The organism is Ruegeria sp. BG11, assembly GCF_056538565.1.
The window spans coordinates 46,204-64,045 of sequence record NZ_JBQFTH010000003.1 but is presented as its reverse complement, the minus strand read 5'-3'; the positions used below and the strand labels follow the sequence as shown (position 1 = coordinate 64,045).

At 60.3% G+C, this 17,842-nt stretch carries 14 protein-coding genes; 5 read left to right on the top strand and 9 right to left on the bottom strand.

Going from position 1 to position 17,842, the window contains the following annotated elements:
* The first annotated feature begins 22 nt into the window (after nt 1-22).
* Together ACR0JF_RS06390 and ACR0JF_RS06385 are read left to right on the top strand one after the other, a co-directional pair.
* Nucleotides 23-1,405, top strand: coding sequence for an aldehyde dehydrogenase family protein (locus tag ACR0JF_RS06390; protein WP_170659297.1), 1,383 nt, complete (start codon nt 23-25; stop codon nt 1,403-1,405).
* Nucleotides 1,402-2,547 (top strand): iron-containing alcohol dehydrogenase, encoded by a 1,146-nt coding sequence (locus tag ACR0JF_RS06385; protein WP_170472519.1) that lies wholly within the window; start codon nt 1,402-1,404, stop codon nt 2,545-2,547. Before ACR0JF_RS06390 ends, ACR0JF_RS06385 begins: the two co-directional genes overlap by 4 nt.
* Before the next feature lie 42 nt (nt 2,548-2,589).
* Here the strand turns inward: ACR0JF_RS06385 and ACR0JF_RS06380 are convergent, their stop codons facing one another.
* Together ACR0JF_RS06380 and ACR0JF_RS06375 are read right to left on the bottom strand one after the other, a co-directional pair.
* On the bottom strand, nt 2,590-4,995 hold the full coding sequence (locus ACR0JF_RS06380; protein WP_170659296.1) for a DUF2309 domain-containing protein: 2,406 nt from the start codon (nt 4,993-4,995) through the stop codon (nt 2,590-2,592).
* Nucleotides 4,996-5,010: 15 nt separating this feature from the next.
* Nucleotides 5,011-6,561 carry a proton-conducting transporter transmembrane domain-containing protein gene (locus ACR0JF_RS06375; protein ID WP_170659295.1) on the bottom strand — a complete coding sequence of 517 codons (1,551 nt, stop codon included), beginning with the start codon at nt 6,559-6,561 and terminating at the stop codon, nt 5,011-5,013.
* A 116-nt stretch (nt 6,562-6,677) separates the two neighbouring features.
* Between ACR0JF_RS06375 and ACR0JF_RS06370 the strand changes: the two genes are divergently transcribed.
* Nucleotides 6,678-7,556, top strand: coding sequence for a LysR family transcriptional regulator (locus ACR0JF_RS06370; protein ID WP_170659294.1), 879 nt, complete (start codon nt 6,678-6,680; stop codon nt 7,554-7,556).
* On the opposite strand, the gene ACR0JF_RS06365 is transcribed toward ACR0JF_RS06370, so the two are convergent.
* From ACR0JF_RS06365 to ACR0JF_RS06340, 6 genes are all read right to left on the bottom strand, one after another.
* Complete coding sequence (locus ACR0JF_RS06365; RefSeq protein WP_170659293.1) at nt 7,550-9,283, bottom strand: thiamine pyrophosphate-binding protein; 1,734 nt, start codon at nt 9,281-9,283, stop codon at nt 7,550-7,552. The two genes, ACR0JF_RS06370 and ACR0JF_RS06365, sit on opposite strands and share 7 nt — an antisense overlap.
* 102 nt (nt 9,284-9,385) lie before the next feature.
* Nucleotides 9,386-10,297 (bottom strand): SMP-30/gluconolactonase/LRE family protein, encoded by a 912-nt coding sequence (locus ACR0JF_RS06360; protein WP_170659292.1) that lies wholly within the window; start codon nt 10,295-10,297, stop codon nt 9,386-9,388.
* Nucleotides 10,294-11,268 carry an ABC transporter permease gene (locus ACR0JF_RS06355; protein WP_170659291.1) on the bottom strand — a complete coding sequence of 325 codons (975 nt, stop codon included), beginning with the start codon at nt 11,266-11,268 and terminating at the stop codon, nt 10,294-10,296. Before ACR0JF_RS06355 ends, ACR0JF_RS06360 begins: the two co-directional genes overlap by 4 nt.
* Nucleotides 11,265-12,191, bottom strand: coding sequence for an ABC transporter permease (locus ACR0JF_RS06350; RefSeq protein ID WP_170659290.1), 927 nt, complete (start codon nt 12,189-12,191; stop codon nt 11,265-11,267). The genes ACR0JF_RS06355 and ACR0JF_RS06350 overlap by 4 nt, the downstream gene beginning before the upstream one ends.
* 1 nt (nt 12,192) lies before the next feature.
* Nucleotides 12,193-13,662 (bottom strand): sugar ABC transporter ATP-binding protein, encoded by a 1,470-nt coding sequence (locus ACR0JF_RS06345; protein WP_170659289.1) that lies wholly within the window; start codon nt 13,660-13,662, stop codon nt 12,193-12,195.
* A 4-nt stretch (nt 13,663-13,666) separates the two neighbouring features.
* Nucleotides 13,667-14,680 (bottom strand): substrate-binding domain-containing protein, encoded by a 1,014-nt coding sequence (locus ACR0JF_RS06340; protein WP_170659288.1) that lies wholly within the window; start codon nt 14,678-14,680, stop codon nt 13,667-13,669.
* A gap of 224 nt (nt 14,681-14,904) precedes the next feature.
* Here ACR0JF_RS06340 and ACR0JF_RS06335 point away from each other — a divergent pair, with 224 nt between their 5' ends.
* A complete protein-coding gene (locus ACR0JF_RS06335) occupies nt 14,905-16,095 on the top strand; it encodes an ATP-binding protein (protein ID WP_170659287.1) in 1,191 nt (396 codons plus the stop codon).
* Nucleotides 16,092-16,823, top strand: coding sequence for a response regulator transcription factor (locus tag ACR0JF_RS06330; RefSeq protein ID WP_170377404.1), 732 nt, complete (start codon nt 16,092-16,094; stop codon nt 16,821-16,823). Before ACR0JF_RS06335 ends, ACR0JF_RS06330 begins: the two co-directional genes overlap by 4 nt.
* Nucleotides 16,824-16,831: 8 nt before the next feature.
* On the opposite strand, the gene ACR0JF_RS06325 is transcribed toward ACR0JF_RS06330, so the two are convergent.
* Nucleotides 16,832-17,842, bottom strand: coding sequence for a FecCD family ABC transporter permease (locus tag ACR0JF_RS06325; RefSeq protein WP_170641305.1), 1,011 nt, complete (start codon nt 17,840-17,842; stop codon nt 16,832-16,834).

Below are 17,842 nucleotides of genomic sequence, written 5' to 3'. Positions count from 1 at the left end.
TTATTCGGAAAATGGAGTGACTATGGGGCAGATGTTGAAATGTGTCTCGCCGATTGATGGGTCGGTTTTTGCGGAGCGGGAGGTGCTATCTCGGGACGCGGCGTTCGCGGCGGCGGGTCTGGCGCGCGCCGCGCAAGCGGCTTGGGCGGCGCGGTCCTTGCAGGAGCGGGTTGATCTGGTAATGGCCGGTGTGGCGGCTGTTGGTGCGATGAATGATGAGATCGTGCCTGAGCTTGCGCATATGATGGGCCGCCCTGTACGCTATGGTGGTGAATTTGGTGGGTTCAATGAACGCGCTAGCCATATGGCGGAGATTGCTGAAAGCTCGCTTGCTGATATTGCGGTGGGCGAGGATGAGACGTTTCGGCGGTACATCAAGCGCGTTCCGCATGGGGTGGTCTTTGTGGTGGCCCCTTGGAACTATCCCTATATGACGGCGATCAACACGGTGGCTCCGGCGCTGATCGCTGGGAATACCGTGATCCTGAAACATGCCACTCAGACGCTGTTGGTGGGCGAGAGGATGGCGCAGGCGTTCTACGCGGCCGGTGTGCCCGAGGATGTGTTTCAGAATGTCTTCCTCAGCCACGATGTGACCAATGATCTGATTGCCGGAAATGCGTTTGATTTCGTGAACTTCACTGGTTCGGTCGGCGGCGGGCAGGCGATGGAACGTGCAGCCGCTGGCACCTTCACTGGCGTTGGAACCGAGCTTGGCGGAAAAGATCCGGGCTATGTCATGGAGGATGCCGATCTGGATGCCGCCGTGAATACCTTGATCGACGGTGCCATGTTCAATTCGGGTCAGTGTTGTTGCGGGATTGAGCGGATTTACGTGCATGAAAGTCTTTTCGACGGTTTCGTTGCGAAGGCGGTCGAGATTGTGAACGGCTACAAGCTAGGCAATCCTCTGGACCCTGAGACGACGCTGGGCCCGATGGCCAATGTGCGCTTTGCCGATGAGGTGCGCGCTCAGATTGCCGAGGCTGTGGCGGATGGCGCGGTGGCCCACATCGAGACATTCCCCGAGGATGACGGTGGTGCCTATCTGACGCCTCAGATTCTCACCAATGTCACCCATGATATGCGCGTGATGCGGGATGAGAGTTTTGGGCCGGTCGTTGGGATTATGAAAGTGTCGTCGGACGAAGAGGCCATCGCGCTGATGAATGACAGCGAATTCGGCTTGACCGCCAGCCTGTGGACCCGTGACGTGGACCGGGCCGCGCGAGTGGGCGATCAGATCGAAACGGGCACTGTATTTATGAACCGGGCCGACTATCTGGACCCGGGTCTGTGCTGGACTGGCTGCAAGAATACAGGGCGGGGTGGTGGCCTGTCGGTCATTGGGTATCACAACCTGACCCGTCCAAAATCCTACCATTTGAAGAAGGTAACATCATGAGCCTTGTTGGAAACTGGTCCTACCCGACCGCGATCAAATTCGGTGCTGGCCGCGTCAAGGAACTGCCCGAGGCGTGCGCGGCGGCAGGGATGAAGCGCCCTCTGCTGGTGACGGACAAGGGGTTGGCCGATTTGCCAATCACGACGGCGACGTTGGATATTCTTGAGGCCGCTGGTCTGGGTCGGGGTCTGTTCAGCGATGTGGACCCGAACCCGAATGAAAAGAACCTCGATGCTGGAGTCGCCCTCTACAATGCGGGCGGGCATGACGGGGTGATTGCCTTTGGTGGCGGCTCGGGGCTGGATCTGGGCAAGATGGTTGCCTTCATGGCGGGTCAAACGCGACCGGTTTGGGATTTTGAAGATATCGGGGATTGGTGGACCCGTGCGGATGCAGATGTCATCGCGCCGATCATCGCGGTGCCGACAACTGCCGGAACCGGGTCCGAAGTGGGGCGCGCAAGTGTCATTACCAATTCCGAGACCCACGCCAAGAAGATCATCTTTCACCCAAAGGTTCTGCCCACTGTGGTGATATGTGACCCGGAACTGACCGTGGGTATGCCGAAATTCATCACCGCAGGCACCGGGCTGGACGCCTTTGCCCATTGTGTCGAGGCCTATTCCAGCCCGCATTACCACCCGATGAGTCAAGGCGTCGCGCTTGAGGGCATGAGTTTGGTCAAGGACTATCTGCCGCGCGCCTATGCGGATGGCACTGATCTTGAGGCGCGCGCGCAGATGATGAGCGCGGCGGCGATGGGGGCCACAGCCTTCCAGAAGGGCCTCGGCGCGATCCACGCCATGAGCCATCCGATTGGCGCAGTATTCAACACTCATCACGGCACGACAAACGCGGTCTGCATGCCCGCAGTGCTGGAATTCAACGCACCCGCCATCGCGGATCGGTTCCAACAGGCTGCCGCTTATCTGGGGATCGAGGGCGGTTTCGATGGCTTCCGCGCCTTCGTGCAGGAGTTCAACGATGCGCTTGGGATTCCGCGTCAGCTGTCGGAACTGGGTGTGACTGAGGATCGGATTTCCGAGCTGGTCGAAGGCGCGATCATTGACCCTTCCTGCGGGGGCAATCCGATTGAGCTGACGAAAGAGAGCCTGACGCAACTGTTCCACGCCGCGCTTTAGGTAAGACGGCCCGGCGGATTTCCTCGCCGGGCCTTCCAGTTGTTACTCAGCCGCCATAGCGCTGATCTCGGTGCGCGCCATCGCGACCCATTCCAAATCCTTGGTATAGCGCCAGGCCAGATCGCCGTTTTCATCCATGGCAATCAGGTGCAGCCAACGATTGTCGAACAGCTCTCTAACGGTTTCGTTGCGTCTGAGGATGTCATTCATCGCCTCCCGTGGGGCCTCAATGATGACCGACAGACGCAGCGGGTCGTGCTGGAATGTTTCTCCGTCATGTACGGATTGCCATGGTAGGCCGGGACGCAGCGCGCCGCCATTGCCCTCGACCACGCCGATGCCGCCGACCACATTGTGCAGCAGTTTGTTGCCGCCGCCGAACAGGCCAGGCGCGACGGTCGAGCCGTAATACTGTAGGCTGATCCAGCTGGCGACTACGACCGGGGCGGTCATGATCAGTTCCAGAACGCCAAAGCCCTCATCCGCGCGCCAGTCATAGCTGTGCAGGAAGGACTGGCCCGCAAGACCCGTGCCATCAGTCCGGGACCGCGGCGCGGCAATGAAGGCGCGGCATCCGGCCAGCCCCCATTCGGGGCGCAGCTCAGCCCAATCGGTGGCGCGGCGGGCGATATCATTGGCCCCTTTGGCACGCGGTAGACGCGCGGCGCGCTCAGACCGGGCCAGTTGTCCGGCCGAGGTCAGCCAGGTTTTCAATTGCGCGATCTGCGCGGCCCACTGACCCGTCGCCTGATCCTGATCGAACAGGGAGACTTTGTCGGTTGTGGTGTGGTGCATCGCCGCCAGAAACAGAGTGTCCGCAGGGATGTCGATCCCCTCGGCGCGTAGCCCTTCACGTACCGCATGATCGTTCAACAAACCGGCCAGAAGGCGGGCGCTGACGTCACCGGCATGACCGCCACATGCGCCACATTGCAGGGCGCTTTCATGGGGGTTGTTCGTCACATCCGCGCCATGACCGGCGAGCATCACGATACGAGCGAAGTTGCTGGTCAGAGACATCGCCCCAAGGATGGCCTTGGCCGAGGCGACACGTGTAGGCAGGTCGATCCCGTCGTCAAGCTTCGGCGCGGGGTCAAACTTCGCGGCGCCCTGGCCCTTGCCCAGGGCGTCACGCAGCAGTTTACCTGCATAGACGGGGCCCGTTGCCTCGACAAAGGCGAAGGAGGAGACGGCAGCCAGTTTGAACCGGCCCCAGGCCCGTTTGGCCCGTGCGGTGTAGCGGCGGTTCAGGTCGGTCTGCGCGCCCTCGGCCGCGTGGGAACAAACGTTCGGGTTCAACAGGACTGGCCCCCGTATTTCAGTCACGTCCGAGCCAGCCGCCTTGTGGGCGCTGGCGAGGCCGAAGAAGCCAGCAAAACCAATGGTCTCAATCCCGCTGTCCTGCGATTCCAGCGCGCGGCGGAAGACTTCGGAGCGGACGTCGATGCAGAAGGCGGCTTGTACCTCGGGGCGGCCTTCGACCTTGCGCGGCTGACCTGCGCTTAGGGTTTGCGCCAATTTGCGCTGTTGCGCGCGCTCCGAGGCGTCCTGCAGCACCGCGTCGATCACCAGATCGCGGGTCGGGGTGATGGGGGCCTCATGCTGGGCAATGGTTTCGGCCCAGCGATCGGCAATCTGATCGTGGTAGAGACCGAACAGAGCCTCTTCGAACACCATGCGAATGGCCAGCAGTTCGGTTGTGCTCGTATCCGTCTGCCCTTCCAACTCGGCCTGCCACAGCAGATAGCGGGCATATTGCGCCCAACCGCCCAGTGTCATCAGCCAGCGATGGAAGGCCGTGCTTGCCGCCTCAGGGGTGACACCCAGTGCCTCAGAGGCGCGGCCAATCGCCCGCCATTGCGAGCGGTTGGTGCCAGCCACGAAGGCTCCGAACTCTTTCAAGCCGTGAATTTCTGGGGTCAGATCGCGTGAGGCGAACTCACGCCACGCGCCATAGGCACCGCCTGTGCGGTTGGGTTGCCACAGGGCCTGACCCTGATCGAAATGGCTGGCGGCCCAGGCCCCGATCCGTTCGTCAATCAGACCGGGCCAGTCGATCCCGGAAACCTCGGCGGCCAGATCGGCAACCGTGGGCAGGGGGGACAGCTTCGCGGTCTCGGACCCGAGTGCGGCTTGCAGATCCTCGAAACTGGGCGTGTCAAAGCGGCTTTCGACACTGGCGAGGGCATCCCGCAGATCGACCTCAGAAATCTCTCCGCTTGCCAGCTTCTGCGCAAATACCGCCCGGTCAGGCGTGACCTGCGTGCCTGCAACCCGCGCCAACCGGGCAGAGGTCACGGCTAGCGTCTCTTGTGTTTGCCCCAGAAATGGGTTCACCGCGACGTTGGAGGCAAGCGGGAACAGCGGCGGGATTTGACGCACCGCGTCATTGGCCAGTGCGACCAGTTCCAGGAGGGCTGCAGGATAGCTTTCGTGCTTCATATACATTTTGAGAAACCCCTCTTAAACGGTCTGGCGCTTGGACCATCCGTCCAGCAGCCGGTCAAAGATTGCGTTGGCATAGAGCCCGTTTGACAGATGCACCCGAATGCCTGCCGCCGCCGGGTGCGAGGCCCAAAGCGGGAAGGTGGATTGCGCCAGAGCGACCGCGCCAAAGCTGATCAGGGCGAGAATGATCAACGTCCACTCTAACGGCCCGGGCGCAGGCGCTGCGGGCAGGGTGCCCTTGGTCAGATGCACGGCGATGATCTGCAGGACGAAGTAGCTGACCGAGGTCACGCCAGCATAGACAACGGTGCGGCGGGTCAACGCGCCGGGTGCAGCGTCGGCAAAGCCCTGCGCCAGCAGATAGGCGACGCCGAAGATCAGGATCACGCCAAGGGCAATCGCCTGAACAGATTTGCTGTCTACGCCGAAGGTCATGGCGGCGATGCCGTAGATCAGGATGCCGGTGGCAAAGGCCAGCAGCACGTTCCGCGCACTTGGCACAGCGACTGGGCCGGGCCGGCGGATGGCTGCTACGTTGCGCACGGCCTCACCCGCGCTGAGGAAGGCATGCGCCTTGTATAGCGAATGCGCCACGATGTGTAGTAGTGCCAGAGGGAACAGGGCCAGCCCGCATTGCATGATCATGAAGGCCATCTGGGCAATGGTTGACCACGCCAGAGAGGTCTTCACCGCCGGTTGCGTCAGCATCACCAGACCGCCGAACAGCGCGGTGAACCCGCCCAGCATCACCAGCAGCGCCATGATACCCGGTGCCGCCAGCATCACATCGGCAAAGCGGATCAGCAGGAACCCTCCAGCGTTGATAACACCAGCATGCAGCAGGGCCGAGACGGGGGTCGGGGCCTCCATCACCTCGGTCAGCCAACCGTGGACCGGGAACTGGGCCGAGGCCATGATGGCCGCCAGTGCGATCAGCAGGGCAGCGGCGATGGTCAGCCCGTTGGGCTGAGCCGAGGACAGGATCGAGACAATGTCTGTGGTGCCATAGGTTGCGATCAACAGGACCACCGCGAGGGCCAGCGCGCCTTCACTGATACGCGCCACAACGGCCTTTTTCCGCGCGGCCCTTCGGGCGGTGGTCCGCTCGGGGTAGAACAGCAGCAGTTGGTGCAGCAGCAGGCTGGTCGCAATCCACGCGGCGAGCAATTGGATCAGGTTGCCCGACATCACAAGCAAAAGAACCGAGGCGAGTGTTGCCGACATCCAGCCGGTGAACGCGCCCTGACGGGCCTCTCCATCCATATAGGTGGCTGAGTAGCGCAGGACGATCCATCCGATGAAGCTGACCAGAACCAGCATGATGGCGCTGACCGCATCAAGCCGCACGGAGAGGCCAACACCCCAGAACCCAACCAGCCCCGAGGTGCCGGGGCCGTGAAGAACCAGCATCAGGGCCGACAGCGCAGCCGCTCCGAAACCCGCCAATGCTGACCATTCCGACAGTCTCGAGGCATGGGTTGGCCGCAGTCCCGGATTGCGGCTGGCATAGTAGGCCGATGCCAGCAAGATCAGCGGGCTGAGCAGGGGTAGAAACAGGTAGGTCATGATGCGCGTTCCTTGTGAGTCCAGCCTGATTTGGCCGGTTGAGCAGGACATATTGCGCAATCCTGTGTATGAAAAATACATTGTTATAGAGATTACGTTCTACTAAATAGAACGATATGCCGCTTAACTATCATCACCTACGTTACTTCTGGGCGGTCGCCCATGATGGCAACCTGACCCGCACAGCCCAACGGCTGAACCTGTCGCAATCCGCACTGTCCGTTCAGATCAAAGAGCTTGAGGAACGGCTGGGTCACCCCCTGTTTGAACGCCGCGGGCGCAAGCTGCATCTGACCGAGGCCGGGCGCATCGCGCTGGACCATGCGGACGCAATTTTCGCGACAGGGCAAGAACTTGTGGCCACTCTGCAGGATGAAGGCAACGCGCGCACGGCGCTGCGGGTTGGTGCGCAGGCGACCTTGTCGCGGAATTTTCAGATCGGCTTTCTGCGCCCGATGCTGGCGCGCTCAGATGTCGAGGTGATCCTGCGATCAGGCAATCCCAGCGAGTTGCTTGAGGGGCTGGAGACGCTGAATTTCGACCTGGTTCTCATGAATCATGAGCCTGCCAGTGACAGCCTGACCAGTTTTGAAACGCACCATCTGGCGGAACAACCCGTAAGCATCGTCGGCACACCAGCGCGACTGGATCCAAAACGCCCGATCCGGGATCTGTTGGAGGAGCAGCCCTTTATCCTGCCAACCAGCAATAGCAGCGTCCGCACGGCGTTTGATTCGATGGCCAGCCGCATGTCGGTCCGGCCTCAGATCGCGGCCGAAGTGGACGACATGGCCATGATGCGTCTGCTCGCGCGCGAGGATATCGGGCTTGCGTTGGTGGCTCCGATCGTGGTGCAGGATGAGCTGTCCTCGGGCCGTCTTGTCGAGGCCGAGGAACATCCCCGCATCAAGGAGAGCTTTCACGCCGTCACCTTCAAACGCCGCTTTCCCAACCCGCTGGTGCGGGAGTTGCTGACCTACAGCCTGCCTCAGTAGAAGTGGGGCAGGTTTTTTGCGCGCGCGACGCGGACCCAATTGGGCACGAAGGGGATGATCTTGTCTTGTGAGGGCACCATCATCTCGATGAAATTCGCGCCGGGATTGGCGATGGCATCGGACAGAATGGGTTCGATATCGACTTCGGAGGTGATCCGAGCAGTCTTGAAGCCGAACCCTTCGGCCACCTTGCAATAGTCGACGCGTTCGAAATCGGTGGTCCAAGGCTCATCCACATCGTCGAGTAGGATCGCCTCACCCCTGATCCAGCCGAACGTGTCATTGCGGGTCAGGATGACGGTAATGTTCTTGCCGCTGCGTTTGAGGGTCTCCATATCGCCGATGACGAACCCGAACGATCCGTCTCCTGTGAAGGAAATGACCGGGCCGTCATGGGCGTAGATCGCACCAACACCCGCTGGTACCGAATACCCCAGTGCCCCCATCGAGTAGTTGGTGATATAGCGCCGCCCCGGTTTGCGGAAGGTCAGCAGCGCCGAAGGATAGATCGCACTGACGCCCGGTTCCGAGGTGACAATCGCGTCATCGGGCATGATCCGGTCCAGCACCTGAGATAGCTTGACCGGTGAGATCGTGCCTTCGGGCATTGGGATGTTCGAGTTGAAGACCTTGTCCAGCGCGGTTTGTTTGGTCGGGTTTAGATCCAGTGGCGGCCGCTGAACGCCGGGATGCTCGGTTTTCAGAATTTCGACCATATATTCGATGGTTGCTCGGGCATCCCCAACAAGGCCAACTTTCAGTGGGAAGGTGTTTCCGACATGCGCCTCGGCAATATCAAGGTGCAGAAAGTTTTTGGTATAGGGATCGCCATAGAGTTTCCAGTGATCCGTTCCGGCGCTGTCAGTGTTCGAGCCGATGAAGAAGATCGTGTCGGCCTCAAGCAGGTACTGGTTCGAATACTCCATCCCGCCACGGCCACCGATGACGCGCAGGGCCAGTGGATGATCCTCGGGAATGGTGCCTTTGCCGGGCGTGGTGGTGCCGACCGGGATTTGCAGCCGTTCAGCCAGTTCAAGGATCGCGTCCGAGGCTTTAGAAATCAACGCTCCCTGACCGCAGACAATCGCAGGTTTTTGCGCCGCCAACAGCACTTCGATTGCAATGCGGATCTTGCTGTGATCCGCGACCGGCCGGTGTGCGGGATAGGTACTGTAGTCGGGTTCGGCATACAGGTCCGCGATCTCGGCCTCTTCGCCAAAAATGTTGATCGGCACACGGATATGAACCGGCGCCGGACGGCCCGAGGTCGCCACGCGAAAGGCCCGTCGGATCAGGAACGGGATTTCGCGCGCATTGGTCAGCACGAAGCTTTCCTTGCAGATACTGTCATAGAGCCGAGTTTGATCGACGCCGGTCAGACCGTGCTTTTTGTCCTGATTGATCGGAATGTCCGAGCTGAAATAGATCACCGGCACCGAGCTGAGAAACGCCTCAGTAATGCCCGGGGTGCAATGGGTCACACCGGGGCTGGGCGCTTCAAGCACGGCGGGGCGACCTGTGATCTTTGCATAGGCCTCCGCAGCGAAAGCCGCAGTGCGTTCATCGCGGGTCAGCACGAACTCAATCCCGCTATTGTCGCGCCATTCCTTGTACCAGCCAATCGTTGTCTCACCGGGCAGACCGAAAACATGGGAAACGCCGTGAAGCTCCAGCATTTTCAGGATGATCTGCGCGCCATTCATACGCGTCGTTTGGGGCTGGTTCATCAGGAGGACCTTCGTTGGTGGCGTGTTTCGGGCAAACCCTTTTGAGGGGGTTTGCGCACATCGCCACCATGTCTAGGCGAGGATCGGAAGTCCAGAATTTGCTTATCCTACAGCGCCCTTGGTGTTCACGTGAACTGCGTAAACACTGGTGGTTGCGGTGATGAACAGCATATTGCCGCGCGGGCCACCGAAACACAGGTTCGCGACGGTCTCGGGCGTTTTCACCTTGCCCAGCAGCTCTCCGTCGGGCGAGAACACATGCACCCCGTCCGCCGCTGAGCACCAGACATTGTCGTATTGGTCTACGCGTAGCCCGTCGGGCAGACCCTTATCAATCGCGGCGAAATCGCTGGGTTTGCCAAGCCCGCCGTCCGGCTGGACATCAAAGACCTTCAGTAAAGAAGGAACGTCCGGGTCATGGCTGCTGCCGGATTCGGCGACGTATAGGCGGCTTTCGTCTTTCGAGAATGCCAGCCCGTTCGGCTGCACGAAATCTCGCGAAACGATGGTGGGTTCCGGAGCGCCGGGATCAAGGCGGAAGACAAAGCTGCCGTCTTGCTCGGGCTTGGCTTTGTGACCTTCAAGATCAGAGAGGATGCCGTAAGTCGGATCCGAGAACCAAATCGAACCATCCGAACGGGTGATCACGTCGTTGGGCGAATTCAATCGGCGGCCATCATGATGGTCAGCCATTGTTGTCAGTTGCCCATCATGTTCGGTCCGCACCACTGAACGTGTTGCGTGCTGGCAGGTCACCAGCCGCCCCTCGCGATCACGCGTGTTGCCGTTGGAAAAGTTCGAGTTCTGGCGGAACAGGCTGGTGCCGCCATGCGGGGTCCAGCGATACATTTGGGCATTCGGGATGTCCGAGAACAGCAACGTTTCATGCGCGGGAAACCAGACCGGCCCCTCGGTCCAGACATGGCCCGTCGCGATCCGTGCCAGCGTGAGGTTGGAGTGGATCAGGTCCCGAAACACGGGACGGATGACCTCATATGTCTGCGAATGCTTCATGCGCTATATCCCTTTCGGCTGGCCAGAGTGACCACACCCACAATCACAAGCCCGGTCAAAATCAGGCGAATTCCGGCGCCCAGACCGTATGAATTCAGCATCGATACGATCAAAAACATGAACAGCGCCGCCCCCCAGATGCCGGGCACGTTCGAATTGCCTCCGCCGATGGACGACCCGCCAATGACGACGACTGCAATGGACATCAGCATGTATTCGGTGCCCATGTTCAGATTGGCCCCGCCTGAGAAGCTGGCCAGCAGAAACCCCGCCAAGGCGGCACAAACGGCTGAGTTGACATAGATGCCAAAGCGCACCGCGTTCACCGGGACTCCGCTGAGCCTTGCCGCGCGTAGGTTTTGCCCGATGGCCGAGATCCACCGCCCTGCAATCGCGCGTTCCAAAAGCAGCCATGCGCAGACGGCCAGCGCGATGCCGACCCAGGCGACATTCGGCACCCCGAACGTCCCGCCAGAGGCGAACTCGGCCAGGGGTTCCGGTGGCTTGATACGCAGCCCCCGGTTCGACCAGATCGCCAGCGATTGGTACAGGAAAGAGGCAGACAGAGTTGCGATGATGGGCGGGATACGCAGTATCAGGATCAACGCGAAGTTCACGATACCGCAGCCGATGCCTATCCCGATTGCAACCAGCAGGCCGGGCAAGATCAACGCGGTTTGCGTGTCCATGAATTTTAACGCCAGTGTTGCGGCCAATGTCATGGTGGCTGGAACAGACAGGTCGATATTGCCGGGACCGAGCGTAATCACGAGCATCTGCCCGATGCCGACAATGGCCGAGAAAGAGGCAAAAGTTAGCGTCGCATAGAGAAGCGACCCCGCCCCGGACCCGGCCAGCAGGCTGGTGGCAACAAAGGTGATCCCCGCAGCTAGATAAGCCCAGAGCCACGGTTTCTGAACGAGTGCCCGCAAGGGATTGTGTCCGGTCTCAGGAGTGGTTTGGTCGCTCATGCCGAGACCTCTTTGCGGACAAAGAACAGTCGCACGGCCAGAACGAGGATCAGGATCGCGCCCTGTGCACCGATCTGCCAATCTGGCGAGAGGCGCAGAAAGGACAGGAAACTGGCGGCAAGGGTCAGGGTCAGTGCCCCGATAACGGCCCCGAAGGGCGAGACACGACCACCGACAAATTCGCCACCGCCAAGGATTATGCCCGCAATCGACAACAGCGTATAGCGCAGCGCGATATTGGCATCCGCCGCAGTGGTCAGTCCGACAAGGCACATGCCTGCCAGCACTCCGAACAGGCCCGCCAATCCATAGGCAGAGGCCCGCAGGCGGGTGACGGACCAGCCAGCGCGCTCCATCGCGCGTTCATTGCCGCCAACTCCTTGGAGTACCACGCCCACCCAGGAGCGTTTGATCAGTAGATGTACGGCAAAGGCAACGACCAGCGGAGCAATCACGGCAACCGGCACTAGTGGGGTTTTGAAATTCATCAGGGTTTTCAACCATTCGGGCGACGCTCCGCCGGGTGAAGGCAGGATAAGAACCGCCAGCCCACCCCACACGAAAGACATGCCGAGGGTCACTACGATTGCGGGCAATCCGCGCAGTTGGATCAAGGCCCCCAGTGCCGCGTAGGCCAGAATCGCAGCGGCCAGAATCCCATAGCCCAGCAGCGGCGTGTCGTGAACGAATGTGGCTGTGACACAGGCGCAGAAACTTACGAAGGTGCCGATGGACAGGTCGATGTCGTTGACCATGATGATCATCATCTGCGCGATGGTTGCCAAGGCCACGGGGATCGCCAGATTGAACAGCAGGTTCAGGCCAAAATAGCTCATTGCGCGGGGTTGCAGGTAGAATACGGCGCCCAACAGGACGGCCAGAGACAGAACGGGCAGCAATAGGCGCAAACGGTCGCTGGTCATTTCAGGCCTCCTGCATCTGGAAAGAGGCGTGTAGGATGTTTTCCTCGGTGATCTCATCCCCTACCAGCTCGGCGGCAATCTGACCGGCGCGGAACACGAAAACCCGGTCACATTCGAGAATTTCCTCGGTTTCGGTCGAGTACCACAAGAAGCTGCGGCCTCTGGCGGCTTCTGCCTGGATCATCTGATAGACATCTTTCTTGGTGCCCACATCCACGCCGCGCATCGGGTCATCCATCACCACAATCGGCGCGGAGGAGGCCAGAGCGCGGGCAAACAGAACCTTCTGCTGGTTGCCGCCCGACAAGGACAGGATCGGGTTCAACAGGTTGTCGGTGCGAATGCCGATACGGTCTTTCCAGGTCTGAACCATGTCCGCCTCGCTGCCGCGATCTACCATCACTTTCCAGCTGAACTCGGGCAGGGTGGTCAGCGAGAGGTTTCGCAGGATCGACCAGAGCGGCATGATCCCGTCACGGGCGCGGTCTCCGGCGACAAAAACCACTTCGGGCTGGCGTGCGGACTTCCATTTTGGGGCGTGGTCGAAGTAGATTTGCGCCAGTGCTTCGGCCTGTCCGTGACCCGCAAGCCCGGCCAGCCCGACGATCTCACCCGCACGGGCGTTCAGCCCATTTGCCGCCCGTACAACCTCGGCCCCGAGGGTCCGATCTGCCCGCCCGGCGCCCGAGGTGTCATCATCAGGCGCGACATGCCCCATCGCATCCACGATCGAGGCGCGGGTGAACTGGCTGGCAGGTTGGTCATCAACGATCTGGCCATCTTTCATGACGATGATCCGGGTCGAGACTTCGAAAATCTCACCCATCATGTGCGAAATGAACAGCACCGCACCGCCTTTGGTGCAGAACCGTTTGATATGGTCCAGCAATTGTTGCGCGATGGCTGCGTCAAGGGACGAGGTTGGCTCGTCCAGAATAACAAGGGTGGGTTCTCGGTCACGGTCGGCAAAGGCGATAGCGATTTCTACCATCTGACGCTCGGCTATGGTCAGGTTTCCAACCGTGGCGCGGGCGTGGATGCCATGACCCGGAAAGACAAGATCCAGTGCGTCGAGCATCTTTTGCCGCGCAACCCGCCGCCAGCCTTTGCGCGGCATGTTGCGATAGGGGATGCGCAGGTTCTCCAAAACGGTCAGGTTCGGGCAGAGCGACAGCTCCTGAAACACGCTGCGAATACCTGCATTCTGCGCGTTTTGACCGTTGCGTAGGGCAGGATCTGCGTTCCGATGCTGAACGGCCCCCTGCGTTTGCGTGAGGCGGCCGTTGATCACATTCGCCAGCGTGGATTTCCCGGCCCCATTATGGCCGACCAGTCCGACGCATTCTCCTGCGCTGATGCTCAACGTCGCATCACGCAGGGCAAGAACAGGCCCATAGGACAGATGGGCCTGCTCCAGAGAGACAACCGGAGCGGTGGTGGCTCCGGGTCCCGTATTCTCGTCGGTCTTCACGCGCTTACTGTGCCGACGCGATGACGTCTTTGGCCTGATCCTGCGTGTATTCCACGTTAGCGACCGAACCCTTGGGCGTTGTTTTCAGCGCTTCTTTCAAGCGGGCCTGATCGATTTTCAGGAACGGCACGGTCAGGTCCTTCTGAACCTCTTGCCCATCCAGAATCTGCTGGGCGACCCAAAAGGCCAGCGTGCTGACGCCCGGCGCAATCGACAGAGAGGTTGTCTGATACCCGTTTGCGTCCAGCTCATCTGACCACCACTGAAGCTCGTCCTGACGGTTGCCCATTACGATGGTCGGCATTGGACGATCCGTAGCCCCGATGGCCTGCGCGGCCCCATAGCCGTCACCACCCTGGGTTACGACGCCCACGATCTCGGGCAGGCTGGGCAGGATACCGGCGACGGCCTTCTGAGCCACATCCTGCGCCCAATCCCCATGGACCGAGCCCACGATCTCGAAATTGGTGTTCTTCACCTCATCATGAATACCCGCGCTGATCTCGTCATCGACGAACACCCCGGCCAGACCGCGGATCTCCAGCAGATTGCCACCATCGGGATAGCGCTCGGCCAGGTATTTCACCTGCTCGCGCCCCATCTGCTGAAAGTCGACCGCGATGCGCCACGCGCAGGGTTCCTGAACGATGCCGTCAAAGGACACAACGGTGATACCCGCATCGCACGCAGCCTTGACCGCGCCATTGATTGCGGTGGGTGAGGCGGCGTTGATCACAATGGCATCATAGCCCTGCAGGATCATGTTCTGGATCTGAGCCGCCTGTTCAGTGGCCTGATTTTCCGAGGTCGTAAAGGCGTCAGCAGCGGCGACAACACCATCCGCGACGGCCTGATCTCCGTTTTTCTGCCAGCTTTCCAGCATGGCTTGCCGCCACGAATTGCCTGCATAGTTGTTGGACAGAGCAATGCGTTTGTCGGATGTATCCGCTTCGGCAGCCGGGGCTGTCAGGGTGATGATCCCGGCCGCAGCGCCGAGCAATATGGCCTTTAGTGTCATGTTTTCCTCCCAAAGCGGCCCAAGCGCCGCACGATTTTGGTGCCAGCCTGACGGGGCCGACTTGCCTAAAATTCCTAAAGGGCACGCGCAAAGTAAGAGTAGGACGCGCGCATTCCTTGCGGGTTCCCGCAAATGGGCTGCGGCGATCCGCATGACACCTGATCCACCGGTCGATATACTCGCCAATGCCGGTTGCGGCAGGCTGGCGCTGCGAAAGAGAACACATGGCCGATCTTGCCTATTATTTGCGGATTTCGAACCATCTGGCAGGCAATCTGGATATCAAATCCGCGTTGCGGTCGGTCAAATCCGAGATCGTACGCATTCTGGAAATCGATCACCTGGATGTCTGCCTGATCGACGAGGAAGGGCGGCTCAACACAAGTTACGAGGTCGGCTTGCGCACCAGCTGGAGCCGCACCCGCGCCCCGGTTGAGGTCTCGCCTGTGCGCGATATTCTACGTGGCGACTGCGACTACATGCTTACCGGCAACGCGCCGGAGGACCCGCGATATGTGTTCGAAGGCGGGGACTATGATCCCATCCTCAAACACAATATGCGCAGCCGCGTGAATGTGGCGATGAAAGTGCTGGGCCGCACGATCGGGTCGTTGAATTGTTCGTCACAAAAGATTGATTTCTATGATGAACAGGCCGTCGAGCAAGTTCGCAATATTGCGGATATTCTGGCCCCGTATTTCTATGCGCTGCGTGCGAATGAACAGGCTCGGCGTGAGGCGATCATGCGGACCGAGGTGCAGGCGCGGGAAGAGGGGCTGCGGCTTGGGGCGCTCAGCCTGACAGATGCGCTAGAGCTGGAACGCCAACGGATCGGGATGGATCTGCACGATCAGACTCTTGCCGACATGACGCGGATCAGCCGGGATCTGGAGCGGTGCGAAACGCCTCAGGACTTGGACGGGCTGCGCAGCAGTATGAGGAACTGCATCCAGGGATTGCGTGAGATTATCGACACCTCGATTCCGTCTCTGCTGGAGCTGTTCGGCTTTCAGCATGCCGTACGGACCCATCTTGAACGCGCGATTGACCCGGATGAAGGGGTTGAGATTGACTTTCGTGACCTGTCCGGCGGGATGGTCGACCGGCTGCCACAAACCAAACGCATCGCATTGTTCCGTATCGCACAAGAGGCCATCAACAACGCAGTCCGACATGCCTCGGCCAGTCGTATTGAGGTCGAGATTGAATGCATGGACGGGCTGCACCTTCGCGTGCGGGACAATGGGCGCAGCATGGGAGCGATTGAAATCCGGCAGGCCTCGGGCGGGTTGACGCACATGCGCACCCGCGCCCGGCTGATAGCGGCGCAGTTTGACATCCGCTACAATGGCGGGACCGAGATTGCCGTCTGTCTTCCGGCCTCCGAATGCCCCAAAATCGAGGTGTTGGTATGAAGGTTCTGCTGGTCGAAGACGACGCAATGCACGCCAACTACCTGCGAGAGTTGGTTCAGGATGCCTTGCCCGAGGTGACCGACCTGAGCCTCGCCTCGAACGGTCGGGAAGGGGAAGAGCAGGCCCGGCAGAACGGTGTTGAGGCCATCGTCATGGACCTGCGCATGAAGGAACGCAACGGGATCGAAGCCGCGCGGACCATTTGGTCTGAACGCCCCGCAACCCGCATTCTGTTCTGGTCCAATTATTCGGACGAGGCCTATCTGCGCGGCATTGCGCGGATCGTTCCGAAAGAGGCCGCCTATGGCTATGTTTTGAAGACGGCTAGCCCCTCACGAATGCATCTGGCCCTGCGCGCCGTTCTGATCGAGGCGCAGATCATGGTGGACCGGGAAATCCACCAGATCCAACGCGAACAGAGCCGCTCGGGTGAGGCGCTGACGGAGGTTGAGTTGGCAATCCTATCCGATCTCGCCCTTGGTTTGCCCGACAAGACCATAGCGCTGCGTCGTAAGCTGGCCCTGAGGACGGTGCAGAACCGGCTGCTGTCGATCTATGAAAAACTGGATGTGGGCGATCTGCCGGTGGATGGCAACGATATCGCGATCAACAAACGTGTCCGGGCGGTTTCAAAGGCCATGACCTCTCAGATACTGAATCGTGAGAGCATCTTTTCGGCGGAAAAAGAGTTGGGAAGCTGGCTTGAGCGTCGGCAAAACTTGGGATGAAGGCCGTGCTAGTCAGATCGTGAGGATTTGAACAGGTAAAGGAATACGAATAGCGACCCGATCGAGGTTGTAACGATCCCCACCGGCAACTCTTGCGGGGCCAGAAGTAGCCGAGACAGAATGTCTGAAAGCGTCAGCAAGATGGCCCCGACGACGGCAGATGTGATCAATAGATTGCGGTGGAGCGTTCCGGCAATGCCTCGGGCGATATGCGGAACCATAAGGCCGACAAACCCGATCACGCCTGCCACCGACACAAAGCTGGCAGTGGCCAAGGCCGCGACCAGAAACATCCGGAATCGCAGGCCTTGCACTGGAATGCCCAGCGTCGAGGCCGTGAAATCCCCCGTCAGAAGCGCGTCGAGCCAGCGGCTGCGATAGAGGGAATAGCCCAGGATCAGGGTCAGCCCTAGCACGACAAGTGGAAAGGTCTCCCACCGGGCAAGACCAAGACCGCCTAGCATCCAGAAAATGACGGAATGCGCGGCGCGGCTGTCGCCCGCGAAAATCAGATAGTTGGTGATGGCCGAAAACAGGAAAGATACAGCCAGGCCTGCAAGGATCAGTTTTTCCGGCGCGCTGGTGCGCAGGCTTTGAACCAGGGCCAGAACAATGCCGGACGCGATCAGGCCCCCGCAAAACGCCGCAAGCGGCAGGGTCCAGATGCCCAGAACATCGCCTGTCACAGTGATAACGAGAACGGCACCTGCAGCGGCCCCGGACGAGAGGCCAAAGAGAAACGGGTCAGCCAGGTCATTGCGCGTAGTCGTTTGCAAAACGACCCCGACAACACCCAGCCCGGCCCCTATGACCGCCGCAAACAACGCGCGAGGCAGGCGCAGGTCAAAGACAATCCGGTGCAGAGGGGACATGTCGCCCTCAGTCACGCCAGTCCCCAGCCCAATCGCGGTGAAAACCTCGGCCAAGGGGATCGGGGTAGTGCCGTAGATCGTCGACAGCAACAAAAGGGCGGTCAGAATGACCGCCCCCAGCAGGACCGCCTGGCCCGTCTTCGTCAT

What these genes read in the sequence shown, in the direction of transcription:
- ACR0JF_RS06350 (WP_170659290.1), bottom strand. Translation starts at nt 12,191, where the DNA reads ATGACCAGCGACCGTTTGCGCCTATTGCTGCCCGTTCTGTCTCTGGCC.
- ACR0JF_RS06330 (WP_170377404.1), top strand. Translation starts at nt 16,092, where the DNA reads ATGAAGGTTCTGCTGGTCGAAGACGACGCAATGCACGCCAACTACCTG.
- ACR0JF_RS06355 (WP_170659291.1), bottom strand. Translation starts at nt 11,268, where the DNA reads ATGAGCGACCAAACCACTCCTGAGACCGGACACAATCCCTTGCGGGCA.
- ACR0JF_RS06370 (WP_170659294.1), top strand. Translation starts at nt 6,678, where the DNA reads ATGCCGCTTAACTATCATCACCTACGTTACTTCTGGGCGGTCGCCCAT.
- ACR0JF_RS06385 (WP_170472519.1), top strand. Translation starts at nt 1,402, where the DNA reads ATGAGCCTTGTTGGAAACTGGTCCTACCCGACCGCGATCAAATTCGGT.
- ACR0JF_RS06325 (WP_170641305.1), bottom strand. Translation starts at nt 17,842, where the DNA reads ATGACGAAGACGGGCCAGGCGGTCCTGCTGGGGGCGGTCATTCTGACC.
- ACR0JF_RS06375 (WP_170659295.1), bottom strand. Translation starts at nt 6,561, where the DNA reads ATGACCTACCTGTTTCTACCCCTGCTCAGCCCGCTGATCTTGCTGGCA.
- ACR0JF_RS06340 (WP_170659288.1), bottom strand. Translation starts at nt 14,680, where the DNA reads ATGACACTAAAGGCCATATTGCTCGGCGCTGCGGCCGGGATCATCACC.
- ACR0JF_RS06380 (WP_170659296.1), bottom strand. Translation starts at nt 4,995, where the DNA reads ATGTATATGAAGCACGAAAGCTATCCTGCAGCCCTCCTGGAACTGGTC.
- ACR0JF_RS06360 (WP_170659292.1), bottom strand. Translation starts at nt 10,297, where the DNA reads ATGAAGCATTCGCAGACATATGAGGTCATCCGTCCCGTGTTTCGGGAC.
- ACR0JF_RS06390 (WP_170659297.1), top strand. Translation starts at nt 23, where the DNA reads ATGGGGCAGATGTTGAAATGTGTCTCGCCGATTGATGGGTCGGTTTTT.
- ACR0JF_RS06335 (WP_170659287.1), top strand. Translation starts at nt 14,905, where the DNA reads ATGGCCGATCTTGCCTATTATTTGCGGATTTCGAACCATCTGGCAGGC.
- ACR0JF_RS06365 (WP_170659293.1), bottom strand. Translation starts at nt 9,283, where the DNA reads ATGAACCAGCCCCAAACGACGCGTATGAATGGCGCGCAGATCATCCTG.